At 60.1% G+C, this 26,678-nt stretch carries 23 protein-coding genes; 19 read left to right on the plus strand and 4 right to left on the minus strand.

The genetic code is table 11. From position 1 onward, the window contains the following. The first annotated feature begins 66 nt into the window (after positions 1–66). The 14 genes from EQV97_RS19675 to EQV97_RS19740 all read left to right on the plus strand — a co-directional run bounded on the left by EQV97_RS19675 (position 67) and on the right by EQV97_RS19740 (position 19,300). Complete coding sequence (locus EQV97_RS19675; protein ID WP_003176118.1) at positions 67–243, plus strand: hypothetical protein; 177 nt, start codon at positions 67–69, stop codon at positions 241–243. Continuing rightward, entirely contained in the window at positions 227–3,181 is a 2,955-nt protein-coding gene (locus EQV97_RS19680) for a sensor histidine kinase (protein WP_240889586.1), read from the plus strand. The genes EQV97_RS19675 and EQV97_RS19680 overlap by 17 nt, the downstream gene beginning before the upstream one ends. Before the next feature lie 22 nt (positions 3,182–3,203). Then, on the plus strand, positions 3,204–4,643 hold the full coding sequence (locus tag EQV97_RS19685; protein WP_122839038.1) for a sigma-54 dependent transcriptional regulator: 1,440 nt from the start codon (positions 3,204–3,206) through the stop codon (positions 4,641–4,643). A 794-nt stretch (positions 4,644–5,437) separates the two neighbouring features. Beyond that, positions 5,438–6,838, plus strand: a complete 1,401-nt coding sequence (locus EQV97_RS19690; protein ID WP_045059397.1) for a polynucleotide adenylyltransferase PcnB — start codon at positions 5,438–5,440, stop codon at positions 6,836–6,838. 3 nt (positions 6,839–6,841) lie between these two features. Next, a complete protein-coding gene (gene folK, locus EQV97_RS19695) occupies positions 6,842–7,327 on the plus strand; it encodes a 2-amino-4-hydroxy-6-hydroxymethyldihydropteridine diphosphokinase (RefSeq protein WP_240889589.1) in 486 nt (161 codons plus the stop codon). Between the two features lie 375 nt (positions 7,328–7,702). Then, positions 7,703–8,503, plus strand: a complete 801-nt coding sequence (gene panB / locus EQV97_RS19700) for a 3-methyl-2-oxobutanoate hydroxymethyltransferase (protein ID WP_045059395.1) — start codon at positions 7,703–7,705, stop codon at positions 8,501–8,503. Beyond that, positions 8,500–9,360 carry a pantoate--beta-alanine ligase gene (gene panC, locus EQV97_RS19705; RefSeq protein ID WP_240889591.1) on the plus strand — a complete coding sequence of 287 codons (861 nt, stop codon included), beginning with the start codon at positions 8,500–8,502 and terminating at the stop codon, positions 9,358–9,360. The genes panB and panC overlap by 4 nt, the downstream gene beginning before the upstream one ends. Before the next feature lie 93 nt (positions 9,361–9,453). After that, positions 9,454–9,834: an aspartate 1-decarboxylase gene (gene panD / locus EQV97_RS19710; RefSeq protein WP_003228271.1), complete on the plus strand. Its 381-nt coding sequence runs from the start codon at positions 9,454–9,456 to the stop codon at positions 9,832–9,834. Positions 9,835–10,064: 230 nt separating this feature from the next. Then, on the plus strand, positions 10,065–11,729 hold the full coding sequence (gene pgi / locus EQV97_RS19715; RefSeq protein ID WP_122839035.1) for a glucose-6-phosphate isomerase: 1,665 nt from the start codon (positions 10,065–10,067) through the stop codon (positions 11,727–11,729). 160 nt (positions 11,730–11,889) lie between these two features. Beyond that, on the plus strand, positions 11,890–13,827 hold the full coding sequence (gene acs, locus EQV97_RS19720; RefSeq protein ID WP_122839034.1) for an acetate--CoA ligase: 1,938 nt from the start codon (positions 11,890–11,892) through the stop codon (positions 13,825–13,827). 99 nt (positions 13,828–13,926) lie between these two features. After that, entirely contained in the window at positions 13,927–14,799 is an 873-nt protein-coding gene (locus tag EQV97_RS19725; protein WP_122839033.1) for an oxygenase MpaB family protein, read from the plus strand. Positions 14,800–14,942: 143 nt separating this feature from the next. After that, positions 14,943–15,959 (plus strand): class I SAM-dependent methyltransferase, encoded by a 1,017-nt coding sequence (locus tag EQV97_RS19730; protein ID WP_122839032.1) that lies wholly within the window; start codon positions 14,943–14,945, stop codon positions 15,957–15,959. A gap of 93 nt (positions 15,960–16,052) precedes the next feature. Beyond that, on the plus strand, positions 16,053–19,004 hold the full coding sequence (locus EQV97_RS19735) for a DUF748 domain-containing protein (RefSeq protein ID WP_122839031.1): 2,952 nt from the start codon (positions 16,053–16,055) through the stop codon (positions 19,002–19,004). Continuing rightward, positions 19,001–19,300 carry a DUF2845 domain-containing protein gene (locus tag EQV97_RS19740; RefSeq protein ID WP_163019398.1) on the plus strand — a complete coding sequence of 100 codons (300 nt, stop codon included), beginning with the start codon at positions 19,001–19,003 and terminating at the stop codon, positions 19,298–19,300. The genes EQV97_RS19735 and EQV97_RS19740 overlap by 4 nt, the downstream gene beginning before the upstream one ends. Before the next feature lie 240 nt (positions 19,301–19,540). Here EQV97_RS19740 and EQV97_RS19745 read toward each other — a convergent pair whose 3' ends face one another. The 3 genes from EQV97_RS19745 to EQV97_RS19755 all read right to left on the minus strand — a co-directional run bounded on the left by EQV97_RS19745 (position 19,541) and on the right by EQV97_RS19755 (position 21,073). Further along, positions 19,541–19,897 carry a BON domain-containing protein gene (locus EQV97_RS19745; protein ID WP_045059387.1) on the minus strand — a complete coding sequence of 119 codons (357 nt, stop codon included), beginning with the start codon at positions 19,895–19,897 and terminating at the stop codon, positions 19,541–19,543. Positions 19,898–20,217: 320 nt separating this feature from the next. Further along, positions 20,218–20,625 (minus strand): pilin, encoded by a 408-nt coding sequence (locus EQV97_RS19750; protein ID WP_122839030.1) that lies wholly within the window; start codon positions 20,623–20,625, stop codon positions 20,218–20,220. 34 nt (positions 20,626–20,659) lie between these two features. Continuing rightward, positions 20,660–21,073, minus strand: coding sequence for a pilin (locus EQV97_RS19755; RefSeq protein ID WP_122839029.1), 414 nt, complete (start codon positions 21,071–21,073; stop codon positions 20,660–20,662). A gap of 224 nt (positions 21,074–21,297) precedes the next feature. Between EQV97_RS19755 and pilB the strand changes: the two genes are divergently transcribed. The 5 genes from pilB to yacG are packed head-to-tail and all read left to right on the plus strand — an operon-like array spanning position 21,298 to position 25,906. Then, positions 21,298–22,995 (plus strand): type IV-A pilus assembly ATPase PilB, encoded by a 1,698-nt coding sequence (pilB, locus tag EQV97_RS19760; protein WP_122839028.1) that lies wholly within the window; start codon positions 21,298–21,300, stop codon positions 22,993–22,995. Positions 22,996–22,997: 2 nt separating this feature from the next. Next, complete coding sequence (locus EQV97_RS19765; RefSeq protein ID WP_240889594.1) at positions 22,998–24,215, plus strand: type II secretion system F family protein; 1,218 nt, start codon at positions 22,998–23,000, stop codon at positions 24,213–24,215. Between the two features lies 1 nt (position 24,216). Beyond that, complete coding sequence (locus EQV97_RS19770) at positions 24,217–25,089, plus strand: A24 family peptidase (RefSeq protein WP_045059383.1); 873 nt, start codon at positions 24,217–24,219, stop codon at positions 25,087–25,089. After that, positions 25,086–25,709: a dephospho-CoA kinase gene (coaE, locus tag EQV97_RS19775; RefSeq protein WP_225569588.1), complete on the plus strand. Its 624-nt coding sequence runs from the start codon at positions 25,086–25,088 to the stop codon at positions 25,707–25,709. The genes EQV97_RS19770 and coaE overlap by 4 nt, the downstream gene beginning before the upstream one ends. Then, complete coding sequence (yacG, locus tag EQV97_RS19780; protein WP_122839024.1) at positions 25,706–25,906, plus strand: DNA gyrase inhibitor YacG; 201 nt, start codon at positions 25,706–25,708, stop codon at positions 25,904–25,906. The genes coaE and yacG overlap by 4 nt, the downstream gene beginning before the upstream one ends. Before the next feature lie 36 nt (positions 25,907–25,942). Here the strand turns inward: yacG and EQV97_RS19785 are convergent, their stop codons facing one another. Then, on the minus strand, positions 25,943–26,632 hold the full coding sequence (locus EQV97_RS19785; protein WP_122839023.1) for an energy-coupling factor ABC transporter permease: 690 nt from the start codon (positions 26,630–26,632) through the stop codon (positions 25,943–25,945). Positions 26,633–26,678: the final 46 nt, after the last annotated feature.

Consider the following 26,678-nt stretch of genomic DNA (forward strand, 5'->3'; position numbering starts at 1 on the left):
GTCGCGCCGCCATCCGTTACCATCGCCGCACGTTTTCGGGCACGCGCATAAAAAAGAGAGGCCGGGATGTACATCTATCGCTTGGTCCTGCTTCTTGTAGTGGGGATCTACCTGTTCTCCCCGGCCATCATGGACTGGTGGATCGACGCCACTGGCGCCTGGTATCGCCCTTATCTGCTCTGGCTGATTCTGATCGTCGTGACCTTCATCCTGCAGAGCCAAAAAGATGCCGATGAGCTTTAGCCTGACCCAGATGATCCTGATCAGCGCCGCCTACCTGGCGGTGCTGTTCGGCGTAGCCTGGATCAGCGAACGGGGCATGATCCCCCGGGCGATCATTCGCCACCCGTTGACCTACACCCTGTCGCTGGGGGTCTACGCCAGCGCCTGGGCGTTTTACGGCACGGTGGGCCTGGCCTATCAGTACGGCTACGGGTTTCTTTCCAGCTACCTCGGGGTGTCCGGGGCGTTCCTGCTGGCGCCGGTGCTGCTCTATCCGATCCTGAAAATCACTCGTACCTATCAACTGTCGTCGCTGGCTGACCTGTTCGCGTTTCGCTTTCGCAGCACCTGGGCCGGCGCGCTCACCACCATCTTCATGCTGATCGGCGTACTGCCGTTGCTGGCATTGCAGATCCAGGCGGTGGCCGACTCCATCGGCATCCTCACCCGCGAGCCGGTGCAGCATCGCGTAGCCTTGAGCTTCTGCGCGCTGATTACTCTGTTTACGATCTTCTTCGGCTCGCGCCACATTGCCACCCGAGAAAAACATGAAGGGCTGGTGTTCGCCATCGCCTTCGAGTCGGTGATCAAGCTGATCGCGATTGGCGGCGTTGGCCTGTATGCGCTGTATGGCGTGTTCGACGGCCCGCAGCAACTCGAACTGTGGTTGCTGCAAAACCAGACCGCCCTCGCCGCCCTGCACACGCCGCTGCAGGAAGGTCCGTGGCGCACGCTGCTGCTGGTGTTCTTTGCCTCGGCGATCGTGATGCCGCACATGTATCACATGACCTTTACCGAAAATCTCAACCCGCGCTCGCTGGTCAGTGCCAGCTGGGGCCTGCCGCTGTTCCTGCTGCTGATGAGCCTGGCGGTTCCGCTGATTCTCTGGGCCGGACTGAAACTCGGCGCCACCACTAACCCTGAATACTTCACGCTGGGCATCGGCATTGCTGCCAACAGCAAGGCACTGGCGCTATTGGCCTATATCGGCGGCCTGTCTGCGGCCAGCGGCCTGATCATCGTCACGACCCTGGCCTTGTCCGGAATGGCCCTGAACCACCTGGTGCTGCCGCTCTACCAGCCGCCGGCCGAGGGCAATATCTACCGCTGGCTGAAATGGACGCGCCGGGCGTTGATTGTCGCGATCATCATGGCCGGCTACGGCTTCTACCTCTTATTGGGCGCGGAACAGGACCTGGCCAATCTCGGCATCGTCGCTTTTGTCGCCACCCTGCAATTCCTGCCGGGGGTGCTGTCAGTCCTGTATTGGCCAACCGCCAACCGCCGCGGCTTCATCGCCGGCCTGCTCGCGGGCATCCTGGTGTGGCTGGTGACCATGCTGTTACCGCTGGTCGGCAATCTCCAGGGCTTCTACATTCCGCTGCTGAACATGATCTATGTGCTGGATGACACCAGCTGGCACATGGCGGCCATCGCGTCGCTGGCGGCCAACGTGCTGATGTTCACCCTGATTTCATTGTTCACCAATGCCAGCCCGGAAGAAGCCAGCGCCGCCGAAGCCTGTGCCGTGGATAACGTGCGCCGGCCGCAGCGGCGCGAACTGCACGCCGCCTCGCCCCAGGAGTTCGCCACGCAACTGGCCAAGCCGCTGGGTGCCAAGGCTGCGCAAAAGGAAGTCGAGCAGGCCCTGCGCGATCTGTACCTGCCATTCGACGAGCGCCGCCCCTATGCGCTGCGTCGACTGCGAGACCGCATCGAGGCGAATCTTTCCGGCCTGATGGGACCAAGCGTCGCCCAGGACATGGTCGAGACGTTCCTGCCCTATAAGGCGGGCGGCGAAAACTACGTCACCGAAGACATCCATTTCATCGAAAGCCGCCTCGAGGACTACCACTCGCGCCTCACCGGCCTTGCTGCGGAACTCGATGCCCTGCGCCGCTACCACCGCCAGACCCTGCAGGAATTGCCCATGGGCGTCTGCTCCCTGGCCAAGGACCAGGAAATCCTCATGTGGAACAAAGCCATGGAGGAGTTGACCGGGATTGCCGCGCAGCGCGTCGTCGGATCGCGGCTGAGCACCATCGCCGATCCCTGGAAAGAACTGCTGCAAGGCTTCATCAACCTTCCGGACGAGCACCTGCACAAGCAGCACCTGGCCCTGGATGGCCAGACCCGCTGGCTGAACCTGCACAAGGCGGCCATCGACGAGCCGCTGGCACCGGGCAACAGCGGCCTGGTGTTGCTGGTGGAAGACTTGACCGAAACCCAGATGCTCGAAGACAAACTGGTGCATTCCGAGCGCCTGGCCAGCATTGGTCGCCTGGCAGCCGGCGTCGCCCATGAGATCGGTAACCCGATCACCGGCATCGCCTGCCTGGCGCAGAACCTGCGCGAGGAGCGCGAGAACGATGGCGAGCTGAAGGAAATCAGCGGGCAGATTCTCGAACAGACCAAGCGTGTATCGCGCATCGTCCAGTCACTGATGAGCTTCGCCCACGCCGGCAGCCATCAGCATAGCGACGAGCGCGTCTGTCTGGCCGAAGTGGCCCAGGATGCAATCGGCCTGCTGGCCCTGAACCGGCGCAATTTCGAGGTGCAGTTCTATAACCTGTGCGACCCCGATCACTGGGTCGAAGGTGATCCCCAGCGCCTTGCTCAAGTGTTGATCAACCTGCTCTCCAACGCCCGCGACGCCTCACCTGCCGGCAGTGCCGTGCGGGTCAAAAGCGAAGCCGGCGAACACACGGTCGACCTGATCGTCGAGGACGAAGGCAGCGGCATTCCGAAGAACATCATGGACCGATTGTTCGAACCCTTCTTCACCACCAAGGACCCTGGCGAAGGCACCGGTCTGGGCCTTGCACTGGTCTATTCCATCGTTGAAGAGCATTATGGACAAATCACCATCGACAGCCCGGCTGATGTTCAAAGCCAGCGCGGCACCCGTATCCGGGTGACCTTGCCGCGTCATGTCGAAGCGACGTCCGCTGTGAACTGAGACCGTCGAGAGTATCGAATCAATGCCGCACATTTTGATCGTCGAAGACGAAACAATTATCCGCTCCGCCTTGCGCCGCCTGCTGGAACGTAACCAGTATCAGGTCAGCGAAGCCGGTTCTGTGCAGGAAGCACAAGAACGATTCACTATCCCCACATTCGACCTGATCGTCAGTGATCTGCGTTTACCGGGCGCACCGGGCACCGAGCTGATCAAGCTCGGCCAGGGCACTCCCGTGCTGATCATGACGAGTTACGCAAGCCTGCGCTCGGCAGTCGACTCGATGAAGATGGGCGCGGTGGACTACATCGCCAAGCCTTTCGATCACGACGAAATGCTCCAGGCTGTCGCGCGTATCCTGCGCGACCGCCAATCGCCGCAGAGCAGTGGCGCTGAGCCGGTGACCGGCAAGGCGACGCCTGGCGCGGCGAAAAACGGAGCCGACAACAGCAATGGCGAGATCGGCATCATCGGTTCGTGCCCGCCCATGCAGGATCTCTACAGCAAAATCCGCAAAGTGGCGCCAACCGACTCCAATGTCCTGATCCAGGGTGAGTCCGGTACCGGTAAAGAACTGGTGGCGCGGGCCCTGCACAACCTGTCCCGACGTGCCAAGGCACCGATGATTTCGGTGAACTGCGCTGCGATTCCGGAAAGCTTGATCGAGTCCGAGCTGTTTGGTCACGAGAAAGGCGCATTCACCGGCGCCAGTGCCGGTCGTGCCGGTCTGGTCGAAGCCGCCGATGGCGGCACCCTGTTCCTCGATGAAATCGGCGAACTGCCGCTGGAAGCCCAGGCGCGCCTGTTACGAGTGTTGCAGGAAGGCGAAATCCGCCGGGTCGGTTCCGTTCAGTCGCAAAAGGTCGATGTACGCCTGATCGCCGCGACCCACCGGGACCTCAAGAGCCTGGCTAAAATTGGCCAGTTCCGTGAGGACCTGTACTACCGCCTGCACGTTATCGCCTTGAAACTGCCGGCGCTGCGCGAACGGGGTGCCGATGTCAACGAGATCGCCACCGCCTTCCTGGCTCGCCAGAGTGCGCGGGTCAATCGCACCGATCTCAAGTTCGCCCCGGATGCCGAACAGGCCATTCGACACTACTCCTGGCCCGGTAACGTTCGTGAACTGGAAAACGCGGTGGAGCGCGCAGTGATTCTGTGCGAGAGCCCGGAAATTTCCGCCGAGCTGCTGGGCATTGACATCGAGTTGAACGACCTCGACGACGATGAATTCATCGGCCTGGCGCCGCAGCAGGGCAATAGCGCGGGTAACACCAGCCATGAGCCGACCGAGGACCTGTCACTGGAAGACTACTTCCAGCACTTCGTGCTCGAGCACCAGGACCACATGACCGAGACCGAACTGGCTCGCAAACTCGGCGTTAGCCGTAAATGCCTGTGGGAACGCCGGCAACGCCTGGGCATTCCGCGGCGCAAGACCGGGGTAGCCAGCGAGAGCTGAATGACAGCTGTCGAGTGTGCGGGTAACAGGCGGATAGGTGAAAAAACTGTTACCTGAGGTTTACCGCGTAACAGAAGCCGGGGCTTACGGTAACGAAGCCCCGGTTTTTTTGGGCCCTCGAAAAGCCCGATAGCCAGCCTAACCCCTTGTTTTGCTGGGCTTCACAAAAGTTGGCACGCACCCTGCTATATGTCTGGTACAAGAACAATAACAAGCAATGCACAAGACAATAAAAATAAGACGAATCGACTCACGCACAATAAAAACAAGACGGCGAGAGGCGCAGCTAACTGATTCTTTTGGAGAGGCGTTGTATTTGGGGCTTGCCCCACGACCAGGCCGAGAACAACAAAAACTGTCCTAAGACAGAGCCTGAACTGGTTGGATCGATAGATCACTGCAGCACAGCGACCAAAGCAATCCGTTTGCTCTTGGCTCCCGATTGGGAGGGTCATGAAGGAAAAACTTCATGGCGAGGGCACTTAATAAAAACAAAAAGCCCGAAACCAATAATAAAAATAGAGCATGCAACTACTTCTTGGGGAGCTTCGGCTCCCCTTGTGGTTTCTGCGATTTGCCTGACCTGTAGGAGCGAGCTTGCTCGCGATGAACCTTCAGGCACAGATGGGGCCCTTGGCTCACCGCGTTACCGATCACATTTTTCGCGAGCAAGATCGCTCCTACAGGTCATATCGCCTGCGTCCTACACCATCCCTCGACTAAATGCTAGAATCCCGGCCCATCATGCGGTCATTCTTCGTTATGGCCGAACATTCCTTCAAACAGTGCATCCCATGCTGAAGAAGCTGTTCCAGTCATTCCGTTCTCCCAAGCGTCATACGCAACACATTCGCAGTACGCCTGAAGTGCTCAACAGCGGCCAACACTCGCTGCAAAAGGGTCAGTTCAGCCGTTACGCGGTGAATATCGTCGAGCGCCTGCAAAACGCCGGCTACCAGGCCTACCTGGTAGGGGGTTGTGTGCGGGACATGATGCTCGGCATCACGCCCAAGGATTTCGACGTCGCCACCAGCGCCACGCCAGAACAGGTCCGCGCCGAGTTCCGCAATGCGCGGATCATTGGCCGCCGTTTCAAGCTGGTGCATATCCACTTTGGCCGCGAAATCATTGAAGTCGCGACCTTCCGTGCCAATCACCCGCAAAACGACGAGGAAGAAGACAGCAATCAATCCTCCCGCAACGAGTCCGGGCGAATCCTGCGCGACAACGTCTACGGCACCCTGGAAGAAGACGCGCAACGTCGCGACTTCACCATCAATGCCCTGTATTACGACCCGGTCAGTGAGCGCATCCTCGATTACGCCAACGGCGTCCACGACATTCGCAATCACCTGATTCGCTTGATTGGCGACCCCAAGCAACGCTATCAGGAAGATCCGGTGCGGATGCTCAGAGCCGTGCGTTTCGCCGCCAAACTCAATTTCGGCATCGAAAAGCACAGCGCCGCGCCGATTCGCGAGCTGGCGCCGATGCTGCGGGAAATCCCGTCGGCACGCTTGTTCGAGGAAGTCCTCAAGCTGTTCCTCTCCGGGCACGCCGCAGACACCTTCGAGATGCTGGTGGACCTGCAGCTGTTCGATCCGTTGTTCCCGGCCAGTGCCGAGGCGCTGGAATACAACCCGACCTACACCCACACGCTGATCAGCGAGGCGTTGGTCAATACTGATCTGCGCATCAAGCAGAACAAGCCGGTGACGCCGGCGTTCCTGTTTGCCGCGCTGCTGTGGCCGGCCCTCCCCGCCCGCGTACTGCGCCTGCAAGAGCGCGGCATGCCACCGATTCCGGCGATGCAGGAAGCTGCCCACGAGCTGATCGCCGAGCAGTGCCAGCGGATCGCTATTCCGAAGCGTTTCACCATGCCGATCCGCGAGATCTGGGACATGCAGGAACGCCTGCCACGCCGCAGCGGCAAACGTGCCGACCTGTTGCTCGACAACCCGCGGTTCCGCGCCGGCTACGACTTCCTGCTGTTGCGCGAAAGCGCGGGTGAGCAGACCGATGGCCTGGGTGAATGGTGGACGGACTACCAGGATGCCAACGACAGCGAGCGTCGCGACATGATCCGCGACCTCAGCGGCAAGGATGAAGGCACAGGCGCCCCACGCAAACGTCGTCGCAGCGGTGGCGCCAAGCGCAAACGCGCGGCCGATGCCCCGAGCGCTACCGGCGAGTAATTGATGGAACGCATCTACATCGGCATGGGCAGCAACCTGGCCGACCCCGCCGAACAACTGCGCAGCGCCGTCGAGGCGCTGGCGCAGTTGCCGCACAGCACGCTGGCCGGGGTTTCCGCGTTCTATCAAAGCGATTCGCTGTTACCCGGGCAACCGCGTTATACCAATGCGGTCGCAGCCCTCGACTGCACTCTCGAGCCGCTGCAACTGCTCGATGCCCTGCAAGCCATCGAGAACGGACAAGGCCGCAAGCGCCTGGAACGCTGGGGCCCGCGCACGCTGGATCTCGACATCCTGCTGTTTGGCGACCGCCTGATCGACCAACCTCGCCTCAAAGTGCCGCACTACCAGATGCAGGAACGGGCCTTCGTTCTCTATCCGCTGGCCGAACTGGCACCGGCGGATTTGCGTCTGGCCGATGGTCGCTGCCTCAAGGACTTGCTTCTCGCCTGCCCGTTCGTCGGCCTGGAACGTCTCCCCCCAAATTGATAAAGATCTCTGCGGGAGCGGGCTGGCCCGCGATGGCGGACCGTCAGTCAACATTGATGTTGAATTCGAAGTCGCTATCGCGGGCAAGCCCGCTCTCACAATGGTTTATGTCGCTTCACTGATCTGCAGCATAAAAACTTGCTGAATCGCATCAGTTATCCCGGTAACACCCCTGCCGTAACAACCCGGTAACACATGCAATTGACTTCCCGGGTTCTCCTCACGACTATAGGCGTCCCGCCGCCGTCAACACGGCGTTACAGGGCGCAATTCAGGCCATAAAAGCACGACAACAGACCGTGCGCCTGTATTCAACGAAGAATCACGCGCGTTACTCGCAGTAGTTTCCACAGCGCCTGAATGAGGAACCTTTTGATGCCAGCCATTACCCTGACCACCCTGCAAGGTCTCAAGCAAAAAGGTGAAAAAATCACCATGCTGACCTGCTATGACGCGACATTCGCCCACGCCTGCAATGAGGCCGGGGTTGAAGTGCTGCTGGTGGGCGATTCCCTCGGCATGGTCCTGCAAGGGCACGACAGCACCCTGCCGGTCAGCACCGCAGAAATGGCTTACCACGTGGCCTGCGTCAAACGCGGCAATTCGGACGCATTGATCCTCGCCGACCTGCCGTTCATGGCCTACGCCACCACTGAACAAGCCATGACCAACAGCGCCCTGTTGATGCAGGCCGGTGCGCATATGGTCAAAGTCGAAGGCGCATTGTGGCTCGCGGATTCGATTCGCCTGCTGGCTGAACGCGGTATTCCGGTGTGCGCGCACATGGGGTTGACGCCGCAGTCGGTGAACATGCTCGGCGGTTACAAGGTCCAGGGCCGGAGCGAAAATCAGGCGCGGCAGATGCGTGCCGACGCCATCTCCCTGGAACAGGCCGGCGCGGCCATGCTGCTGCTGGAATGCGTGCCGAGCGAGCTGGCCGAGGAAATCACCCACGCCGTGAAAATCCCGGTGATCGGCATCGGCGCAGGTCACGCGACCGACGGCCAGGTATTGGTGCTGCACGACATGCTGGGCCTGTCCATCACCGGGCGCGTGCCCAAGTTCGTGAAGAACTTCATGACCGGACAACCCAGCATCCAGGCGGCCTTGAGCGCCTACGTAGCTGAAGTCAAAGCGGCGACTTTCCCAGGCATCGAACACGGATTCTCTGCATGAACACCGTAAAAACCGTACGCGAACTCCGGGCCGCCGTGGCGCGGGCCCGCAGTGAAGGCAAACGTATCGGCTTTGTGCCCACCATGGGCAACCTGCACAGCGGCCATGTCGCACTGGTTACCAAGGCCACCCAGCGGGTGGATTTTGTGGTCGCGAGCATTTTCGTCAATCCGCTGCAATTCGGCGCCGGCGAAGACCTCGACAAATACCCGCGCACCCTCGCCGCCGACCAGGAGAAACTGCTCCAGGCCGGCTGCCACCTGCTGTTCGCGCCTAGCGTCGAGGAAATGTACCCCGATGGCATGGCCGGGCAGACGCGGGTCAGTGTGCCGCAACTGTCCGAAGGCTTGTGTGGCGCCAGCCGCCCTGGGCATTTCGAAGGCGTGGCAACGGTCGTCAGCAAGCTGTTCAACATGGTTCAGCCGGACCTGGCGATCTTCGGCCAGAAAGACTTTCAGCAACTGGCGGTGATCAAGTCACTGGTTCATGACCTGAATATGCCGATCCAGATCATCGGCGAGCCGACCGTGCGTGCGGCCGACGGTCTGGCACTGTCGTCGCGTAACGGGTTCCTCAATGAAGAACAGCGGGCCGTCGCGCCGGTTGTGTATCGCACGCTGAGCGAGATCGCCGAGGCGATCAAGCAAGGGGATCGCGACTATCCGGGGCTGATCCACGCCAAGTTGCAGCAACTGCAAGCGGCCGGGCTGCGCCCTGATTACCTGGAAATTCGCCAGGGGCAAAACTTGCGTCCCGCGACTTCCGAGGATCGGGATGTGGTGATTCTGGTCGCAGCGTTCCTGGGCACAACCCGGTTGATCGACAACCTGCACCTGAACCTGGACGCGCCCGCCTGAGCACCGCGCCTCCCCTGGGAGCGGGTTTGCTCGCTCCCACAGGGGATCTGCCTCAGCTTTCACTACCCAATTTCGACCCGGGATAACAAAAAAATGCACGCCATCATGCTCAAGGCCAAGCTGCATCGCGCCGAAGTCACGCACGCTGTTCTCGATTACGAAGGCTCTTGCGCGATCGACGGCGAATGGCTGGACCTGTCCGGCATCCGTGAGTACGAACAGATCCAGATCTACAACGTCGACAACGGCGAGCGCTTCACCACCTACGCGATCCGCGGGGAAGAAGGCTCGCGCATGATTTCGGTCAATGGTGCCGCAGCGCACAAGGCCAAGGTTGGCGATCGCGTGATCATCTGCGCCTACGCCCATTACAGCGAAGCCGAGTTGCTCAACTTCAAGCCGCGCATGCTTTACATGGCACCTGGTAACGAACTGAGCCACACCAGCAACGCCATCCCGGTTCAGGTCGCCTGATCGAACCAGAAACACCTTTTCCTTCCGTTTGTCGGCTCGTCCCCAGTCTTCATGTATAAAAAAGTACCGGGGACGGGTCAGACAAAGTCAAGACAGATCGCAGCGCGAGGGTTACTGTATTCGCCCTGCGCCACGAAAACGTGACGACGCAGTTGACCGGACGCCCACCCGCAGCAATCCGGTATTTTTAGTGTTCAAAAGCCGTTCAAGTAAAAAGGAAACCCGCAGCGATGGCGTACTACCGCACTCCTCACGACGTGACCGCTCTGCCCGCCTGGCAAGCGTTGAATGATCACCGCCAAGCCATGCAGGATTTCAGCATGCGCGAAGCGTTTAATGCCGATCCGCAGCGCTTCACGCAATTCACCCTCAGCAGCTGCGGCCTGTTTCTCGACTATTCGAAGAATCTGATCAACGCCGAGACCCGCAACCTGCTGGTGGGCCTGGCCAATGAGGTCGACCTCAAGGGCGCGATCAAGTCGCTGTTCGAAGGCGAAATCGTCAACTCGTCCGAAGGGCGCCCTGCGCTGCACACCGCCCTGCGTCGCCCCGTGGGCGACAAGTTGTCGGTCAACGGCGTCAATGTGATGCCGGAAGTACACAAGGTGTTGAACCAGATCACCGATCTCGTGGGCCGCATCCACGACGGTCTGTGGCGCGGTTACACCGAGAAGCCAATCACTGACGTGGTGAACATCGGCATCGGTGGCTCGTTCCTCGGCCCGGAGCTAGTGTCCGAAGCACTGTTGTCCTACGCCCAGAAAGGCGTGCGCTGCCATTACCTGGCGAACATCGACGGCAGCGAGTTTCACGAACTGACCATGAAGCTGCGGGCCGAGACCACGCTGTTCATCGTCTCGTCCAAATCCTTCAATACCCTCGAGACCCTGAAGAACGCCCAGGCTGCACGCGCCTGGTACCTCGCCCAAGGTGGTTCGGAAGCCGAGCTGTATCGCCACTTCATCGCGGTCTCGAGCAACAACGCCGCTGCCGTGGCCTTTGGCATTCGCGAAGAAAACATCTTCCCGATGTGGGACTGGGTTGGCGGGCGTTACTCGCTGTGGTCGGCCATCGGCCTGCCGATTGCCCTCGCCATTGGCATGTCGAACTTCAAGGAACTGCTGTCTGGTGCCTACACCATGGATCAGCATTTCCAGAGCGCACCTTTCGAACAGAACATGCCGGTGCTGCTGGCATTGCTCGGCGTCTGGTACGGCAACTTCTGGGGCGCGCAGAGCCACGCGATCCTGCCGTACGACCACTACCTGCGTAACATCACCAAGCACTTGCAGCAGCTGGACATGGAATCCAATGGCAAGAGCGTCCGCCAGGATGGCACGCCGGTTAACACTGACACCGGGCCGGTCATCTGGGGCGGCGTTGGTTGCAACGGCCAGCACGCCTATCACCAGCTGCTGCACCAGGGCACTCAACTGATCCCGGCGGACTTCATCGTGCCGATCGTCAGCTTCAACCCGGTATCCGACCATCACCAGTGGCTGTACGCCAACTGCCTGTCCCAGAGCCAGGCACTGATGCTCGGCAAGACACTCGCCGAAGCCGAAGCCGAGCTGCGTGACAAAGGCGTGAGCGAAGAAGACGTACACAAGATCGCGCCGCACAAGGTGATCCCGGGCAATCGTCCGAGCAACACCCTCGTGGTAGAGCGCATCAGCCCGCGTCGTCTCGGCGCGCTGGTGGCGATGTACGAGCATAAAGTCTTCGTGCAGAGCGTGATCTGGGGCATCAATGCCTTTGACCAATGGGGTGTGGAGCTGGGCAAGGAGCTGGGCAAAGGCGTCTACAACCGCCTGGTTGGCAGCGAAGAAACGCCGGCTGACGATGCCTCTACCCAGGGTTTGATCAACTACTTCCGCGGTCGTCACCGCGGTTAACCTGACGCCGTTCCTGCGGGGGTACTAACCTTGTAGGAGCTGCCGAAGGCTGCGATCTTTTGATTGTGCTTCTGACGATCAAAAGATCGCAGCCTTCGGCAGCTCCTACGAGGGTCGCGCTGCTCCCCTCTTGTCGTGCAAACAAGAATAAGGAACCGTCATGTTCGATATCAGCACGTTCCCCAAAGCCGATGCCGTCCGCCGGGCTGCGAATCTCAGTCAAGACGACTATCAGCGCCTGTACCGCCAATCCATCGAACACCCCAGCACCTTCTGGGCAGAACAAGCGACACGCTTCCTCGACTGGAGCGCGCCATGGGAGACCGTGCAGCGCTACAACCTGAAAACCGGCGAAGCCAGCTGGTTTGCCGGGGGCCGGTTGAACGTCAGCTACAACTGCATTGATCGTCATCTGGCACAACGCGGCGATCAGGTCGCCATCATCTGGGAAGGCGACGACCCGGTCGACTCCCTCCAGATCACCTACCGCAAGCTCCACCACCACGTCTGCCGCCTGGCCAATGTGCTCAAGAGCCGTGGTGTGAAGAAAGGCGATCGGGTGTGCATCTACATGCCAATGATTCCGGAAGCCGCCTACGCCATGCTCGCCTGCACGCGAATCGGCGCGGTGCACTCGGTGGTATTTGGCGGATTCTCTCCCGACTCCGTACGCGATCGCATCCTCGACGCTGATTGCCGCACGGTGATCACCGCCGATGAAGGGGTGCGCGGCGGCAAGGTCGTGCCGCTGAAAGCGAAAGTCGACAAGGCGCTGCAAAGTTGTCCTGACGTCAGCACGGTCATCGTCGTCGAGCGCACCCAGGGCGATGTTGAATGGGTTGAAGGGCGCGACCTGTGGTACCACCAGGCCGTGCGCGAGGTCAGCGACGATTGCCCGCCCGAGCCGATGGACGCCGAAGACCCGCTGTTCATCCTCTATACCTCCGGCAGCACCGGCAAACCCAAAGGCGTCCTGCACACCACCGGGGGCTATCTGCTGCAAGCGGCGATGACGTTCAAGTACGTGCTCGATTATCGCGACGAAGAAGTCTTCTGGTGCACCGCTGATGTCGGCTGGGTCACCGGCCACAGTTATATCGTCTACGGGCCGCTGGCCAATGGCGCGACCACGCTGATTTTCGAAGGTGTGCCGAGTTATCCCAGCAGTTCGCGCTTCTGGCAGGTGATCGATAAACACCAGGTCAATATCTTCTACACCGCACCCACCGCCCTGCGCTCGCTGATGCGTGAAGGCCCCGAACCTTTGAAGGAAACCTCCCGCGCGAGCCTCAGATTACTCGGCAGCGTCGGTGAGCCGATCAACCCTGAGGCGTGGGACTGGTATTTCAATACCGTGGGCGAACAGCGCTGCCCGATCGTTGATACCTGGTGGCAGACCGAGACCGGCGGCATCATGCTCAGCCCCCTGGTCAGCGCCCAGCGGATCAAGCCCGGCTGCGCCACTCAACCGATGTTTGGCGTGCAACCGGTATTGCTCGATGACACCGGCAAGGAAATCAAAGGCGCCGGCAGCGGGGTGCTGGCGATCAAGTCCAGCTGGCCGGCGCAGATCCGCAGCGTTTACGGCGATCCGCAGCGCATGGTCGACACCTATTTCAAGCCCTACCCCGGCTACTATTTCACCGGCGATGGCGCGCGGCGGGACGAGGATGGCGATTACTGGATCACCGGGCGCATCGACGACGTGATCAACGTGTCGGGCCATCGTATTGGCACCGCAGAAGTCGAGAGCGCCCTGGTGCTCCACGACAGCATTGCCGAAGCGGCGGTGGTCGGTTACCCGCACGACCTCAAGGGCCAGGGCATCTACGCCTTCGTCACGCCGATGAATGGCACCGAAGCCAATGATCAACTGAAGAAGGAACTGCTGGAGCATGTCAGCAAGGAAATCGGCAGCTTCGCCAAACCGGACCTGATCCAGTGGGCTCCGGCCTTGCCGAAAACCCGTTCAGGCAAGATCATGCGGCGTATCCTGCGCAAGATCGCCTGCAATGAGCTCGACAGCCTGGGCGACACTTCGACCCTGGCCGACCCGAGCGTGGTTGAGGATCTGGTGGATAAACGCCTGAACCAATAACGTATTGCCTGTTACCGCGTGTGGTGGGATCCGCCCTGTAGGAGCGAGCTTGCTCCTACAGTACGCGCGCGCACACCCATTTTTTGCCTCAGAGTCACCATGGAATTCATCCGCACCCGCATCGAAACGCAGATCATGAGCCTCACGGGCCTGTCACTTGGCACGCTCGACCTGGAGAACCCCAAGGGCGATCCTGGCTTGTTTGGCCCCGACTCGGTGAGCTGGCAGGTGCATGGCGACTTCAGCAGCATGTTGATCGGCGGTATCAGTGCACTCATGTTGCAAGCCCTGCATCCCCTGGCGCTGGCCGGAGTATGGGACCACTCAAATTTTCGCGAAGACATGCTGGGTCGATTGCGCCGCACGGGCCAATTCATCTCTGGCACTACTTTCGGCTCGCGAAAGGATGCCGACTGGCTGATCGAGAAGGTTCGCACCATCCATTTGCAGGTCACAGGCACGGCACTCGATGGACGGCCTTACGCCGCCAGCGATCCGTCTTTGCTGACATGGGTGCATGTGGCGGAAGTCAGCAACTTTCTTGCGGCGCATTTGCGTTACCGCAACCCACAGTTGTCGCTGGCCGATCAGGACCGTTACTACGCCGAGATCGCGCTGATCGCCGAACGCCTGGGTGCCCGGGATGTGCCCCGCTCCCGGCTGGAAATATCCCACTACCTGGAGAGTATTCGCCCGCAACTATTGTGCGATGAGCGCAGTCGCGAAGTGTTGCAGTTGCTGCTCAACGCCCCAGCTCCGAGCCGCCTGGCCAAGCCCTTTGGCGGCCTGATGATGCAGGCCGGAATTGACCTGCTGCCCGATTGGGCCAGTAACATGCTAGGCGTCAGTCAAAGCCCGCTGCAACGCAAGCTGATCCGCGCCAGCATCAATCGAAGTGCGCCGATGCTACGCTGGGCCGTGCGTAATGGTTCGGTGCAGCGGGCAAAGCGGCGGATGGGATTGCTCAGCTAAAAGCATCGCGAGCAGGCTCGCTCCCACAGGGAAAAATAGTCAAAAATCCAACGTGGGAGTGAGCCTGCTCGCAATGGCAGCACCTCGGTTAACAGCCAAGCTGTTAAACTCCCGCGCCAAATTCCCTCTGCAAGGCGCACAGCATGTCTTCCTTGAATCAGGCGCTGCGCGCCGCCCTCGATCATCGCCAGGACCTGCTCGCCGAGCTGCATCAACAAGGCACCGATTGCTACCGCCTGTTCCACGGTAGCCAGGAAGGCGCCGGCGGCCTGACCATCGACCGCTATGGCCCGCAACTGCTGGTGCAAAGCTTCCACCAGGCGCTGGAACGCGAAGCCCTGATTGGCCTGCACGCGACCATCAACCAGCACCTGGGCCTGGAGACTCTGCTGGTCTACAACGACCGCTCCCGGGGCAATTCGCGCATTGATCGCGAAGACACCGTCTACCGGGCCGACGAAGCAGCGCTGCAGGACCTGATCGGCCACGAGTGGGGCCTCAACTATCGAGTTCGCGGCCGTCATGCCGGACAGGATCCGCTGCTGTTCCTCGACCTGCGTAACACCCGCGGCTGGGTCAAGGCGCACAGCCAAGGCAAAAGCGTACTCAACCTGTTCGCCTACACCTGTGGCGTCGGCCTCAGCGCCGCAGCCGGCGGCGCGCGGGAGGTGTGCAACCTGGACTTCGCGGAGGGTAACCTGGCGGTCGGGCGCGAGAATGGTCTGCTTAACCCGCAACTGCCGACCATGGAATTCATCCAGTCCGATTATTTCCCGGCGATCCGCCAACTCGCGGGCCTGCCCATCAGCCAGCGTCGCGGCCACAAGCTTCCCGCTTACCTGCGCCTGGAGCAGCGTCAATATGACCTGGTGCTGCTCGACCCACCCGCCTGGGCCAAGAGCGCTTTCGGCACCGTCGACCTGCTGCGCGACTACCAGAGCCTGCTCAAGCCGGCGCTGCTGAGCACGGCTGATAACGGTGTGCTGATCTGCTGCAACAACCTGGCGAAAGTCAGCATGGAGGACTGGCGCGAACAGGTTTTGCGCTGCGCGCAGAAGGCCGGCCGACCGGTTCGCGAATGGACCGTAATGACCCCCGGCGTGGACTTTCCGTCGATGGATCAGCAGCCGCCGCTGAAGACCTTGATCCTGCAACTCTGAAACTCTTCGACTTTTTCATATCAAACCTGCAAAGCGCGACCACTTCGGAACCAGAATCGCGTGCCATACTCCAAGGCACTCCGATTCAGACAGATGAAGCCGCACATGCCCAAAGGATTGATCCGCGCCATTGGCGCCTTGTTGACTGCTCTGGCTCTCTACAGCCTGCTGGGGTTTCTGATTTTGCCGGGCATCGCGTTGCGGGTCGCCAATCAACAATTGGCCAATTACGCAACGGTGCCTGCGCACATCCAGCGCATCGAACTCAATCCGTTCAGCCTGGAATTAACGCTGTGGGGACTGATCGTTGGCGAACCGGGCAAGGAGCAGGTCGGTTTCGAACGGCTCTACGCCAACCTGCAGATCGACAGCCTGTGGACCAAGGCGCTGCACCTGTCCGACATTGAGCTGAACAAACCCAAGAGCGAAATCCTGTTCGACAAGGAAGGCAAACTCAATCTGCTCGGTCTCTTCAAAATCCCCGCCAGCGAACCGGTCCCGCCGGATCCGGATGCAAAGCCGTTTCCGCTGCGAATTGAACGGATCAAACTGGCTGATGGCGTGGTGCATTTCAAAGATGCCCGGCCCAGCGAACCTATCGAGTTTCTCTACGACAAACTCGACTTCGAACTGAAGAACCTCAGCACCCTGCCCGAAGACAGTGCCGACATGACGCTGGTGGCCGCCGGTCCCAACGGCGGGCAGATCGACTGGACAGGCAACTTCAGCCTCATCCCGATCGCCTCCGAAGGCAAACTGAAGATTACCGACGGCAGGATGAAGGCGTTCTGGCCTTATGTGCGCGATTCGGCGCCCTTGGTGCTCGAAGACGGCGTCTACAGCCTGAGCACCGACTACAAGCTCAACCTGTCCAAGCAAACCGAGCTGCTGCTGAGTAACCTCGCGCTCAGTGTCTCCCCCTTCGCCATCAAGGCCCCGGACGGGCGGCAATTGGCAAAGCTGGAACGACTGGACGTCACTGAAACCACCATCGATCTGGCCAAACAACAGGTTGTCGTCGGCAAGATCCGCAGCAACAAACTGGAAACATGGGCCGCGCTGGAGTCCGATGGGCAACTCGACTGGCAAAAACTGTTCGCCAGCCAACCGTCCAAAGCGGCCGCCAAAGCCAAGGCCGAACCCGCCAGCACCCCGGCGGCCGCGGACTCGCCGAAACCCGAGCCGGCAGCGCCGGGCAAACCCTGGCAAGTGCTGCTCAAGGACGTGCAACTGCGCAATTACCAGGTGCATCTGGCGGACCGCAAGGCACAGCCCGCCGTAGAGCTGGACCTGAGCCCGCTGAACGTCGACCTGCAGAATTTCGACAGCCTCAATGGCTCGCCTTTCAACCTCAAGCTCGACACCGGCGTCGGCAAGCAAGGCAAGCTCACCGCAGACGGCGTGGTCAACCTGGCCCCGGTCACTGCCAATTTGAAGGTGCAGACCAAGGACATCGACCTGCGGGTCGCCCAGTCTTACATCAACCCGTTCATTCGCCTGGAACTGCGCAGCGGCATGCTGGGCAGTGATCTGGCGGTCGACCTGAAAAGCACCGAGCCGCTCGCCTTCAGCGTCACCGGCCGCGCCCAGGTCGATCAGCTGCATACCCTCGACACCCTCAAGACCCGCGACTTCCTCAAGTGGCAACAGGTGGTGGTCGAAGGCCTGAACTACCAGCATGGCGACAGCCTGTCGATCGACAAGGTCAACCTGTTCCAGCCGTACGTGCGTTTCATGATCAATGATGACCGCACCACCAACGTCGATGACCTGCTGATCCCGCAACCGGCCGATGCCAGCACCAAGGGTGCAGCCGCCAAACCGGCCAGCAAGGACAAGCCGCTGGGCATCCATGTGGGCGGCATCGCCATCAATGATGGTTCGGCCAACTTTGCCGACTTCAGCCTGACCCCGAATTTCGCCACGGCCGTCCAGCAGCTCAACGGCGCCATCGGCACCATCGACAGCCGCCAGGCGAAACCCGCCAGCGTTGACGTCAAGGGCAAGGTCGATCGCTACGCGCCGGTGACCATCAAGGGTGCAGTCAACCCATTCGACCCGATGGCCAGTCTCGACATCGCCACCAGTTTCAAGCGGGTGGAGCTGACCACGCTGACGCCCTACTCCGGCAAATTCGCCGGGTATCGCATTCGCAAGGGCCGGCTCAACCTCGACCTGCACTACATGATCACCAAAGGCCAGCTGAAGGCCGAAAACAAGGTGGTGGTCGAGCAACTGCAACTGGGCGAAAAAGTCGACAGCCCCGACGCCGTCAGTCTGCCCCTGAAACTGGCGATCGCCCTGCTCAAGGATGTCGACGGCAAGATTTCCATCGAGCTGCCGGTGACCGGCGATTTGAACAATCCGCAGTTCAGCGTAATGCCGATTGTCTGGCAAACCCTGCGCAACCTGATCGTGAAAGCCGCTGCCGCGCCATTCAAGCTGATCGGCGGCCTGGTCAGCGGTGGCGGCTCCCAGGACCTGGGCACCGTCTCCTTTGCCCCAGGTTCCAGTGAGCTGAGCAAGGACGCCGAGGCCGCTTTGGTCAAGCTCTCGCAAGCCCTCAAGGAACGCCCGGCGCTACGCCTGGAAATTGAAGGCACTGCGGCCGCCCGCAGCGACGGCCCACTGATCGCCGAGCAACGGCTTGAGCGGGAATACCAGTACAACTACTACAAGATGCTCCAGCGTCGCGGCGACAAAGTACCGGCCAACGCCGCATTGCTGCAGGTACCGGACAGCGAGAAAGGTCCGTTGCTGGAAGGCATCTACCGCACTCGCCTGAAGACCCAGCCGCCTGCCGAATGGAAAGACCTGGGCAAGGAAGAGCGCACTGCGAAGATGCGCGAGGCCGTGATCAGGTTCTGGAGTTCCAACGACGTGCTGTTGCGTCAGCTGGGTCAGGATCGCGCCAGCAGCATCAAGGATTACCTGGTCGACAAGGGTCAACTGGCCGACGACCGTGTGTACTTCATCGACGCCACGCTCGGCGAACCGCAGAGCGACGGCCGAGTCATTACGCCCCTGCACCTGGATGCCGAATGATGATCCGAATACACGCACTTGGCCTGGCTCTGCTGATATTCGCCGGGCAGGCCTGGGCAGCCGACACCCTGCGCTGCGGCAGCCAACTGATCAGCGTCGGCGACCGCACTGCAGAGGTTCTGCAAAAATGCGGCGAGCCGGTCGCCCGGGATTCGCTGGGCTACAAGCGCAGCGTGAACCGGCGCGAGGAGTACCAGGTAGAGGAATGGACCTACGGGCCAAACGGCGGGATGTATCAGTTCTTGCGATTTGAAGGTAATCGCCTGGTACAGATCACCAGCAAACGCGGCCTGTAGAGGGCTCAGGGCGTAGGAAGTTGTGTAGGAGCTGTCGAGTGAAACGAGGCTGCGATCTTTTCCTCCAGACAGAACAGAAATCCTTTCCTGCCGACACAATAAAACAGGCCCCGACACGAATGCCGGGGGCCTGTAATGGTCACATCCTTATGACCTTTCGCATGAACTCCAAAGCAGCAACAGACGTATAGCTCAGCCCGCCTGTCGCGCCTTCTCCCGGTCCAGGCGAGAAGCTTTGCCTTACTCGGCTTTCAGGCCGTCAGCGGAGACCGCTTTGACGCCTTTGATTTTCTTGGCGATAGCTACGGCCATATCTTTCTGAGCGTCAGTCACAGCAACGGTGGACGACAGGGATACTACGCCTTTGTTGGTCTCGACTTTGATGTCGGTACCAGGAATGCCTTTTTCGGTAACCAGGTCAGCTTTGACTTTGGTGGTGATCCAGGTATCGGAAGTAGCTTCTTTGGCTTCGGTCATTTCACCAGCCGCCAGCACCATAGGTGCCTGGGTAGCCTGGGTAGTTTGTGCAAATGCGGAACCGGCCATGGTCAGGGTCAGCGCGGTAGCAGCAGCGGCAGTGATAGCGAACTTCTTCATACGAGTAACTCCTGTTTTTCTGGAAAGTCTGCTGCGTGTCTTGTCAGCAGGGTTACTGGGTATATTGCGAACGCTGTGCCAACTTTGAAACGAACAAAAAATCGTTATATATCAATGGCTTAGTATTTTGGTCAATTTTCGAAATCATGCAATTTGCATGAGTTGGAATTTATCGACATGCAAGTTGCGGGTTTTGACGTGGGCCTAAGGCCATGAATTGTGGGAGTTTTTCCACCTGAACAGGTTTACCGGCGAAAATCCAAAAAAAATGCCCCCGTCTTTCGACGGAGGCCGTGGCAGATACCAGCCATAACTGTCGATCAGGAAGGCTTGCAGCCTGCCGGCGCGTACTCTGCCGTAACGCTAGTGGCGCACGACCAACCCTTCGCTGCGTCGCGTGTCAGCGTCACGGTCGCCCCGGAAATGGCCGCTGGTGGGCTTTTAACTGTGCAGAGGATGCCCGACGTCGTGCCGGTGACGGCGGTAACCGTGCAGTTCTGCGAAGCTGCCGCATTCGGCGCAAAAACGGTTACATCAGGGGCCGCAGTTCCCGAGTTGACCGCATCTTCATACGCAACCTTCAAAGCAGAGATTTCAGCAGTAGCCGCCGTCATCTTTGCTCGGGCTTGATATTTCGAATAAGCCGGTATGGCAAACGTTGCCAGAATCCCGATGATCGCGACAACGATCAACAGTTCGATAAGGGTGAAACCTTTTTGGCTGTTCATAGGCAAGTTCCATGCACGAGTTAGTGGGTTTTTATCAGCTTGTAGGCGCCGTAGCACCTGCCGTGCAGCCAGCCGGAGCATAGTCAGCGGCAACCGTCGTCGCGCATGCCCAACCTTTGGCTGCATCACGAGTCAGGAACACTTTCGCCGCAGCGATAGGAGCTGGCGCACCTACCAGCTCACAGACGATGCCTGTTGCACTCACAGTGAATTTGCAGTTTTTCGAATCACCAGCCGGCACCACTAACGCCGCGGTTGGAGTCGTGGACCCGGAATTGACCACATCCTCAAAATTGACCTTGAGGGCAGAAACCTCCGCAGCACCTGCCGTCACTTTCGCCCGGGCCTGATACTTCGAGTAAGCCGGAATCGCAAACGTCGCCAGAATCCCGATGATTGCCACCACGATCAACAGCTCGATCAGGGTAAAACCTTTTTGGTTATTCATAGAAAACTCCATGCATGAGTCGGAATCTCATGATCTGGATTATCTCCAGCACAGCCCATGCCAATTGCCGATCCCCCGCCGGCTTGGGCGCCGGCTTCTGTCAGGCCCTTCCGAAGCCCTGGAAAACCGCACTAACTGACATTTTTTGTCACTTCTACAGCCATGGTTTGGCTCCGTCCCTTGACTAGGCTATAAGTCATGAACTGTCTGCGTCCGGTATCCCAATGAATGACATCGCTCTTAGCGGCCTGGCCAAACAATTGGTCCTGGCCGAGCTGCTGACTGAAAAAAGCGCGCAACAGGCGTATCAGCAAGCCCAAAGAAACCGCACCTCGCTGGTCAACCACCTGGTGCAGAACAAGCTGGTAAAGAGTCGGCTGGTCGCCGAAATCGCTTCCGAGCATTTCGGCATGGCCCTGTTCGACCTCAATGCCCTCGACAAGGAAGCCGTGCCCAAAGGGCTGGTCAGCGAGAAACTGGTTCGCCAGCACCACGTGCTGCCTCTGTGGCGGCGCGGCAACAAGCTGTTCATTGGCGTGTCCGACCCCAGCAATCACCAGGTCATCAATGACATCCAGTTCAGTACCGGGCTGACCACCGAAGCCATCCTGGTCGAGGACGACAAGCTCAGCGACGCCATCGACAAGCTCTTCGACACCCAGTCCACCGGGCTGGAAGATATGGCCGACGTCGACCTCGACGGCCTGGATATCGAATCTGCCGATGACAGCCAGGACTCCGTCGGCGGGCAGGATGCCGATGACGCGCCCGTGGTGCGCTTCGTTCACAAGATGCTGCTCGACGCGATCAAGAGCGGTTCTTCCGACCTGCACTTCGAGCCCTACGAAAAGAGCTACCGCGTGCGCATGCGCACCGACGGCATGCTGCGCGAAGTCGCCAAGCCGCCGATTCAACTGTCAGGACGTATCGCCGCACGCCTGAAGGTCATGGCCAGTCTCGACATCTCCGAGCGCCGCAAACCCCAGGACGGGCGGATCAAGATGCGCCTGTCCAAGAGCAAGTCCATCGACTTCCGGGTCAACACCCTGCCGACCCTGTGGGGCGAAAAGGTGGTGATCCGGATCCTCGATCCCTCCAGCGCCCAGATGGGCATCGACGCTCTGGGTTACGAGCCGGTACAAAAAGACCTATACATGGCCGCGCTGAAGCAGCCACAGGGCATGATCCTGGTCACCGGGCCTACGGGCTCGGGCAAGACCGTGTCGCTCTACACCGGGCTGAACATCCTCAACACGGTGGACATCAATATCTCCACCGCCGAGGACCCGGTGGAGATCAACATGGAAGGTATCAACCAGGTGAACGTCAATCCCCGGCAAGGCCTGGACTTCGCCCAGGCCTTGCGTTCGTTCCTGCGCCAGGACCCGGACGTGATCATGGTCGGCGAGATTCGCGACCTGGAAACCGCAGAAATTGCCATCAAGGCGGCCCAGACCGGACACCTGGTGTTGTCGACCCTGCACACCAACAGCGCGGCAGAAACCCTTACCCGCCTGCAGAACATGGGCGTACAGGGTTTCAATATTGCGACCTCGGTCAGCCTGATCATCGCCCAACGCCTGGCACGCAAACTGTGCAGCCATTGCAAGAAACCCATTGATATTCCGCGGGAGGCCTTGATCAAGGAAGGGTTTCCCGAGGCGCGCATCGGCTCCTTCACCATCTATGAGCCGGTTGGCTGCGATCTGTGCAATGGCGGCTACAAGGGCCGGGTGGGGATTTACGAAGTGGTCAAAAACACCCCGGCGCTGCAACACCTGATCATGGCCGAAGGCAACTCGCTGCAAATCGATATCCAGATGCGCAAGGACGGTTTTGATGACCTGCGTACTTCCGGGCTGCACAAGGCCATGCAGGGTATTACCAGCCTTGAAGAAATCAACCGGGTCACCAAGGACTGAACATGGCGGTCAAAGCAGCGAAAGTCAGCGTCTATGCCTGGGAAGGCACGGACAGGAAAGGCACGAAGATGACCGGCGAACTGAACGGTCAGAGCCCGGCGCTGGTCAAGGCGCAGTTGCGCAAGCAAGGCATCAACCCGGGCAAGGTACGCAAGAAGTCGGTGTCGATTCTCAACCTGGGTAAACGCATCAAGGCTCAGGACATCGCCCTGTTCACCCGGCAGATGGCGACGATGATGAAAGCCGGCGTACCGCTGCTGCAATCGTTCGACATCATCGGCGAGGGCTTCGAGAACCCGGCCATGCGCAAGCTGGTGGACGAGGTCAAACAGGAGGTCGCGGCGGGTAACAGCTTTGCCGCGTCCCTGCGCAAAAAGCCGCAATATTTTGACGAGCTCTACTGCAACCTGGTGGACGCGGGCGAACAGGCCGGCGCCCTGGACACCCTGCTGGAACGGGTGGCGACCTACAAGGAAAAAAGCGAGAGCCTCAAGGCCAAGATCAAGAAGGCCATGACCTATCCGCTGGCCGTGGTGTTCGTCGCGATCATCGTCACCGGAATTCTGCTGGTCAAGGTCGTGCCGCAGTTCGAATCGGTGTTCAAGGGCTTTGGCGCCGAGTTGCCGGCGTTCACCGTGATGGTCATCGGTCTCTCCGAATTCCTCCAGCAATGGTGGTGGCTGTTGCTCGGCGTCCTGATTGCGGGGTTCTTCGGGGTGCGCCGCGCCTTCAAGACTTCCGAGGCATTCCGTGATCGCACCGACGTCTGGCTGTTGAAGCTGCCCCTGGTCGGCACCCTGCTGTATAAATCGGCCGTGGCCCGATACGCCCGCACCCTCTCCACCACCTTCGCCGCCGGTGTGCCGCTGGTGGAGGCCCTGGAATCGGTGGCCGGCGCCACCGGCAACATCGTGTTCAAGCGTGCGGTGCTGCGGATCAAGCAGGACGTATCGACCGGGATGCAGCTGAACTTCGCCATGCGTACTTCCGGGGTTTTCCCCAACATGGCCATCCAGATGGCAGCCATCGGCGAAGAGTCGGGCGCCCTCGACGACATGCTCGACAAAGTCGCGAGCTTCTACGAGGACGAGGTCGACAACATGGTCGATAACCTCACCAGCTTGATGGAGCCGTTTATCATGGTGGTGCTGGGGGTTGTCGTCGGCGGCCTGGTGGTTGCGATGTACCTGCCTATCTTCCAACTCGGCGCAGCGATCTGACATGCCCTTGAATGAAATTCTGCAGCACTCCCCACTGGGCTTCGTCGCTCTGGCCCTGGTGCTTGGCTTGCTGGTGGGCAGCTTCCTGAATGTGCTGGTCTGGCGGCTGCCCAAAATGCTCGAGCGTGAATGGCGCCTGCAAGCACAAGACATGCTCGGCCATCCCGCTCCTGCGCCACTGCCGACTTACAACCTGATGCTGCCTCACTCCCAGTGCCCGCACTGTGGCCATTCGATCCGGGCGTGGGAGAACATCCCGGTCTTCAGTTACGTGTTTTTGCGCGGCCGCTGCTCCGGCTGCGCTGCGCCGATCAGCAAGCGCTACCCGTTGACCGAGCTGGCCTGTGGCCTGCTGTCAGGGTTCATCGCCTGGCATTTTGGCTTCGGTTGGCCGGCCTGCCTGGTGCTCTTCCTGACCTGGGGCCTGCTGGCCATGAGCCTGATCGACGCGGAGCATCAATTGCTCCCGGATGTCCTGGTATTGCCGCTGATGTGGCTGGGTTTGATCGCCAACAGTTTTACCCTGTTCGTGCCGCTCCACGAAGCGCTGTGGGGCGCGATCGCCGGTTACATGGTGCTGTGGTCGGTGTTCTGGGTGTTCAAGCTGGTGACCGGCAAGGACGGCATGGGCCACGGTGATTTCAAGCTGCTGGCGATGCTCGGCGCCTGGGGCGGCTGGCAAATCCTGCCCCTGACGCTCCTCCTGTCTTCCCTGGTCGGCGCCATCATTGGCGTGGCCATGCTGCGTATGCGTAACGCAAAAACCTCGACGCCGATGCCCTTTGGGCCCTATCTGGCAATTGCCGGCTGGATTGCCTTGCTCTGGGGTGGTCAAATAACCGACTTCTATTGGCAGTTTGTCGGTTTGAAATGAGTACCCCTGTGGAAAAACCCTGGATTCTTGGCCTGACCGGCGGCATCGGCAGCGGCAAAAGCGCGGCCGCCCAGCACTTCATTGACCTGGGCGTGCACGTGATCGATGCCGACCATGCCGCGCGCTGGGTGGTTGAACCCGGTCGCCCGGCGCTGGCGCAGATCGCCGGGCACTTCGGTGCCGGCGTGCTGCAAGCCGACGGCCAACTCGACCGCGCGGCGTTGCGTAAACTGATCTTCGAAGTTCCCGAAGAACGTCGCTGGCTCGAGGCGCTGCTGCATCCGCTGATCGCCAGGGAAATCAGCGATCACCTGGCCAAGGCACAATCGCGCTATGCGATTCTGGTTTCGCCATTGCTGATCGAGTCCGGCCAGTACGCCATGACCCAGCGGGTGCTGGTGATCGATGCGCCCGAGCAGCTGCAGATAGAACGCACCTTGCAGCGCGACCAGACCAGCGAACAGCAAGTCCAGGCGATCCTCAAGGCACAGTCCAGTCGCCAGGACCGCTTGAGCCATGCCGACGATGTGGTGGTCAACGACCGCGACCTCGCCTGGCTGCACAGCGAGGTCGAGCGCCTGCATCACTTTTACCTAACATTGCGTGGAGGCCAGTCATGAGCCAAACCCCAACCGTCAACTGCCCCACCTGCGGCGCCCCGGTCGAATGGAGTGCTGACAGCACCTTCCGGCCGTTCTGTTCGGACCGCTGCAAACTGATCGACCTGGGCGCCTGGGCGTCGGAAGAACACAAGATTCCGGTGAGCCCGGATGCCGAAGATGACCTGTTCAGCGAGGACTTTGAACCTCGTCATTGATGGGCGGCCTGCACGACGTCGGCCGCCAGGCGAGGTTCAGGCCTTGGGGTCGTCGTCTTTCCATGGCGCGGACAGGTAGCGCGTGCGATTGAAGGTTTCAAGCCACTCGGGGCTGAACACCACCAGTGCGCTGACGATCATGCCGTTGATAAACGCCTCGGGGAAAATGATCAGCCACAGGTAACCGATGAAATCCTCCAGCCAGTAAGGCATCACGAAGCGCTCGTCGAACCACAGCAACCACAGCGCCAGCAGCAGGCACAGCAGGGCCGAAAGCGCTGCGGCGAAAAACCCGGATACGAAGATGTAGACGAAGGGATTACGCGGTTGTGCGCGCTCGACCAGGATGGCGCAGCACTCGGTAATCAACACCGGCAGCATGATCAGCAACGCACCGTTCACCCCCATCGCCGCCAGGTCCTGGCGCCCGAGCATGACCAACCCCGCTTGCGCAACAAACCCGCCGACTATTGCCAGTGGCCAGTCGAGCAATAGGGTCACCGCAGTCATGCCGAGAAAGTGATAGGACACGCCCGTATCAAAATCCCGCCTGACCAGCCAGAGCATGAACAGGGCGAACACGGTACCAAACAACAGGTGCTGGCGGCGGCGATCGCTGAACAGTTCGACCCAGGGCGAGCGCGCAATGGCCCAGAGCAGAATCGGAACGTAGATCACCCATCCGATGGTCAGGGTTTCGGCTGACAGTAGCTCGGCGCCGATCATGGCTGTGCTTGCTCCTTTTCCGTACCGGGAGGATTTTCAGTCTACA

Origin of the sequence: Pseudomonas sp. TMW22090, assembly GCF_022496665.1 — a bacterium.
GTDB lineage: Bacteria > Pseudomonadota > Gammaproteobacteria > Pseudomonadales > Pseudomonadaceae > Aquipseudomonas > Aquipseudomonas gregormendelii.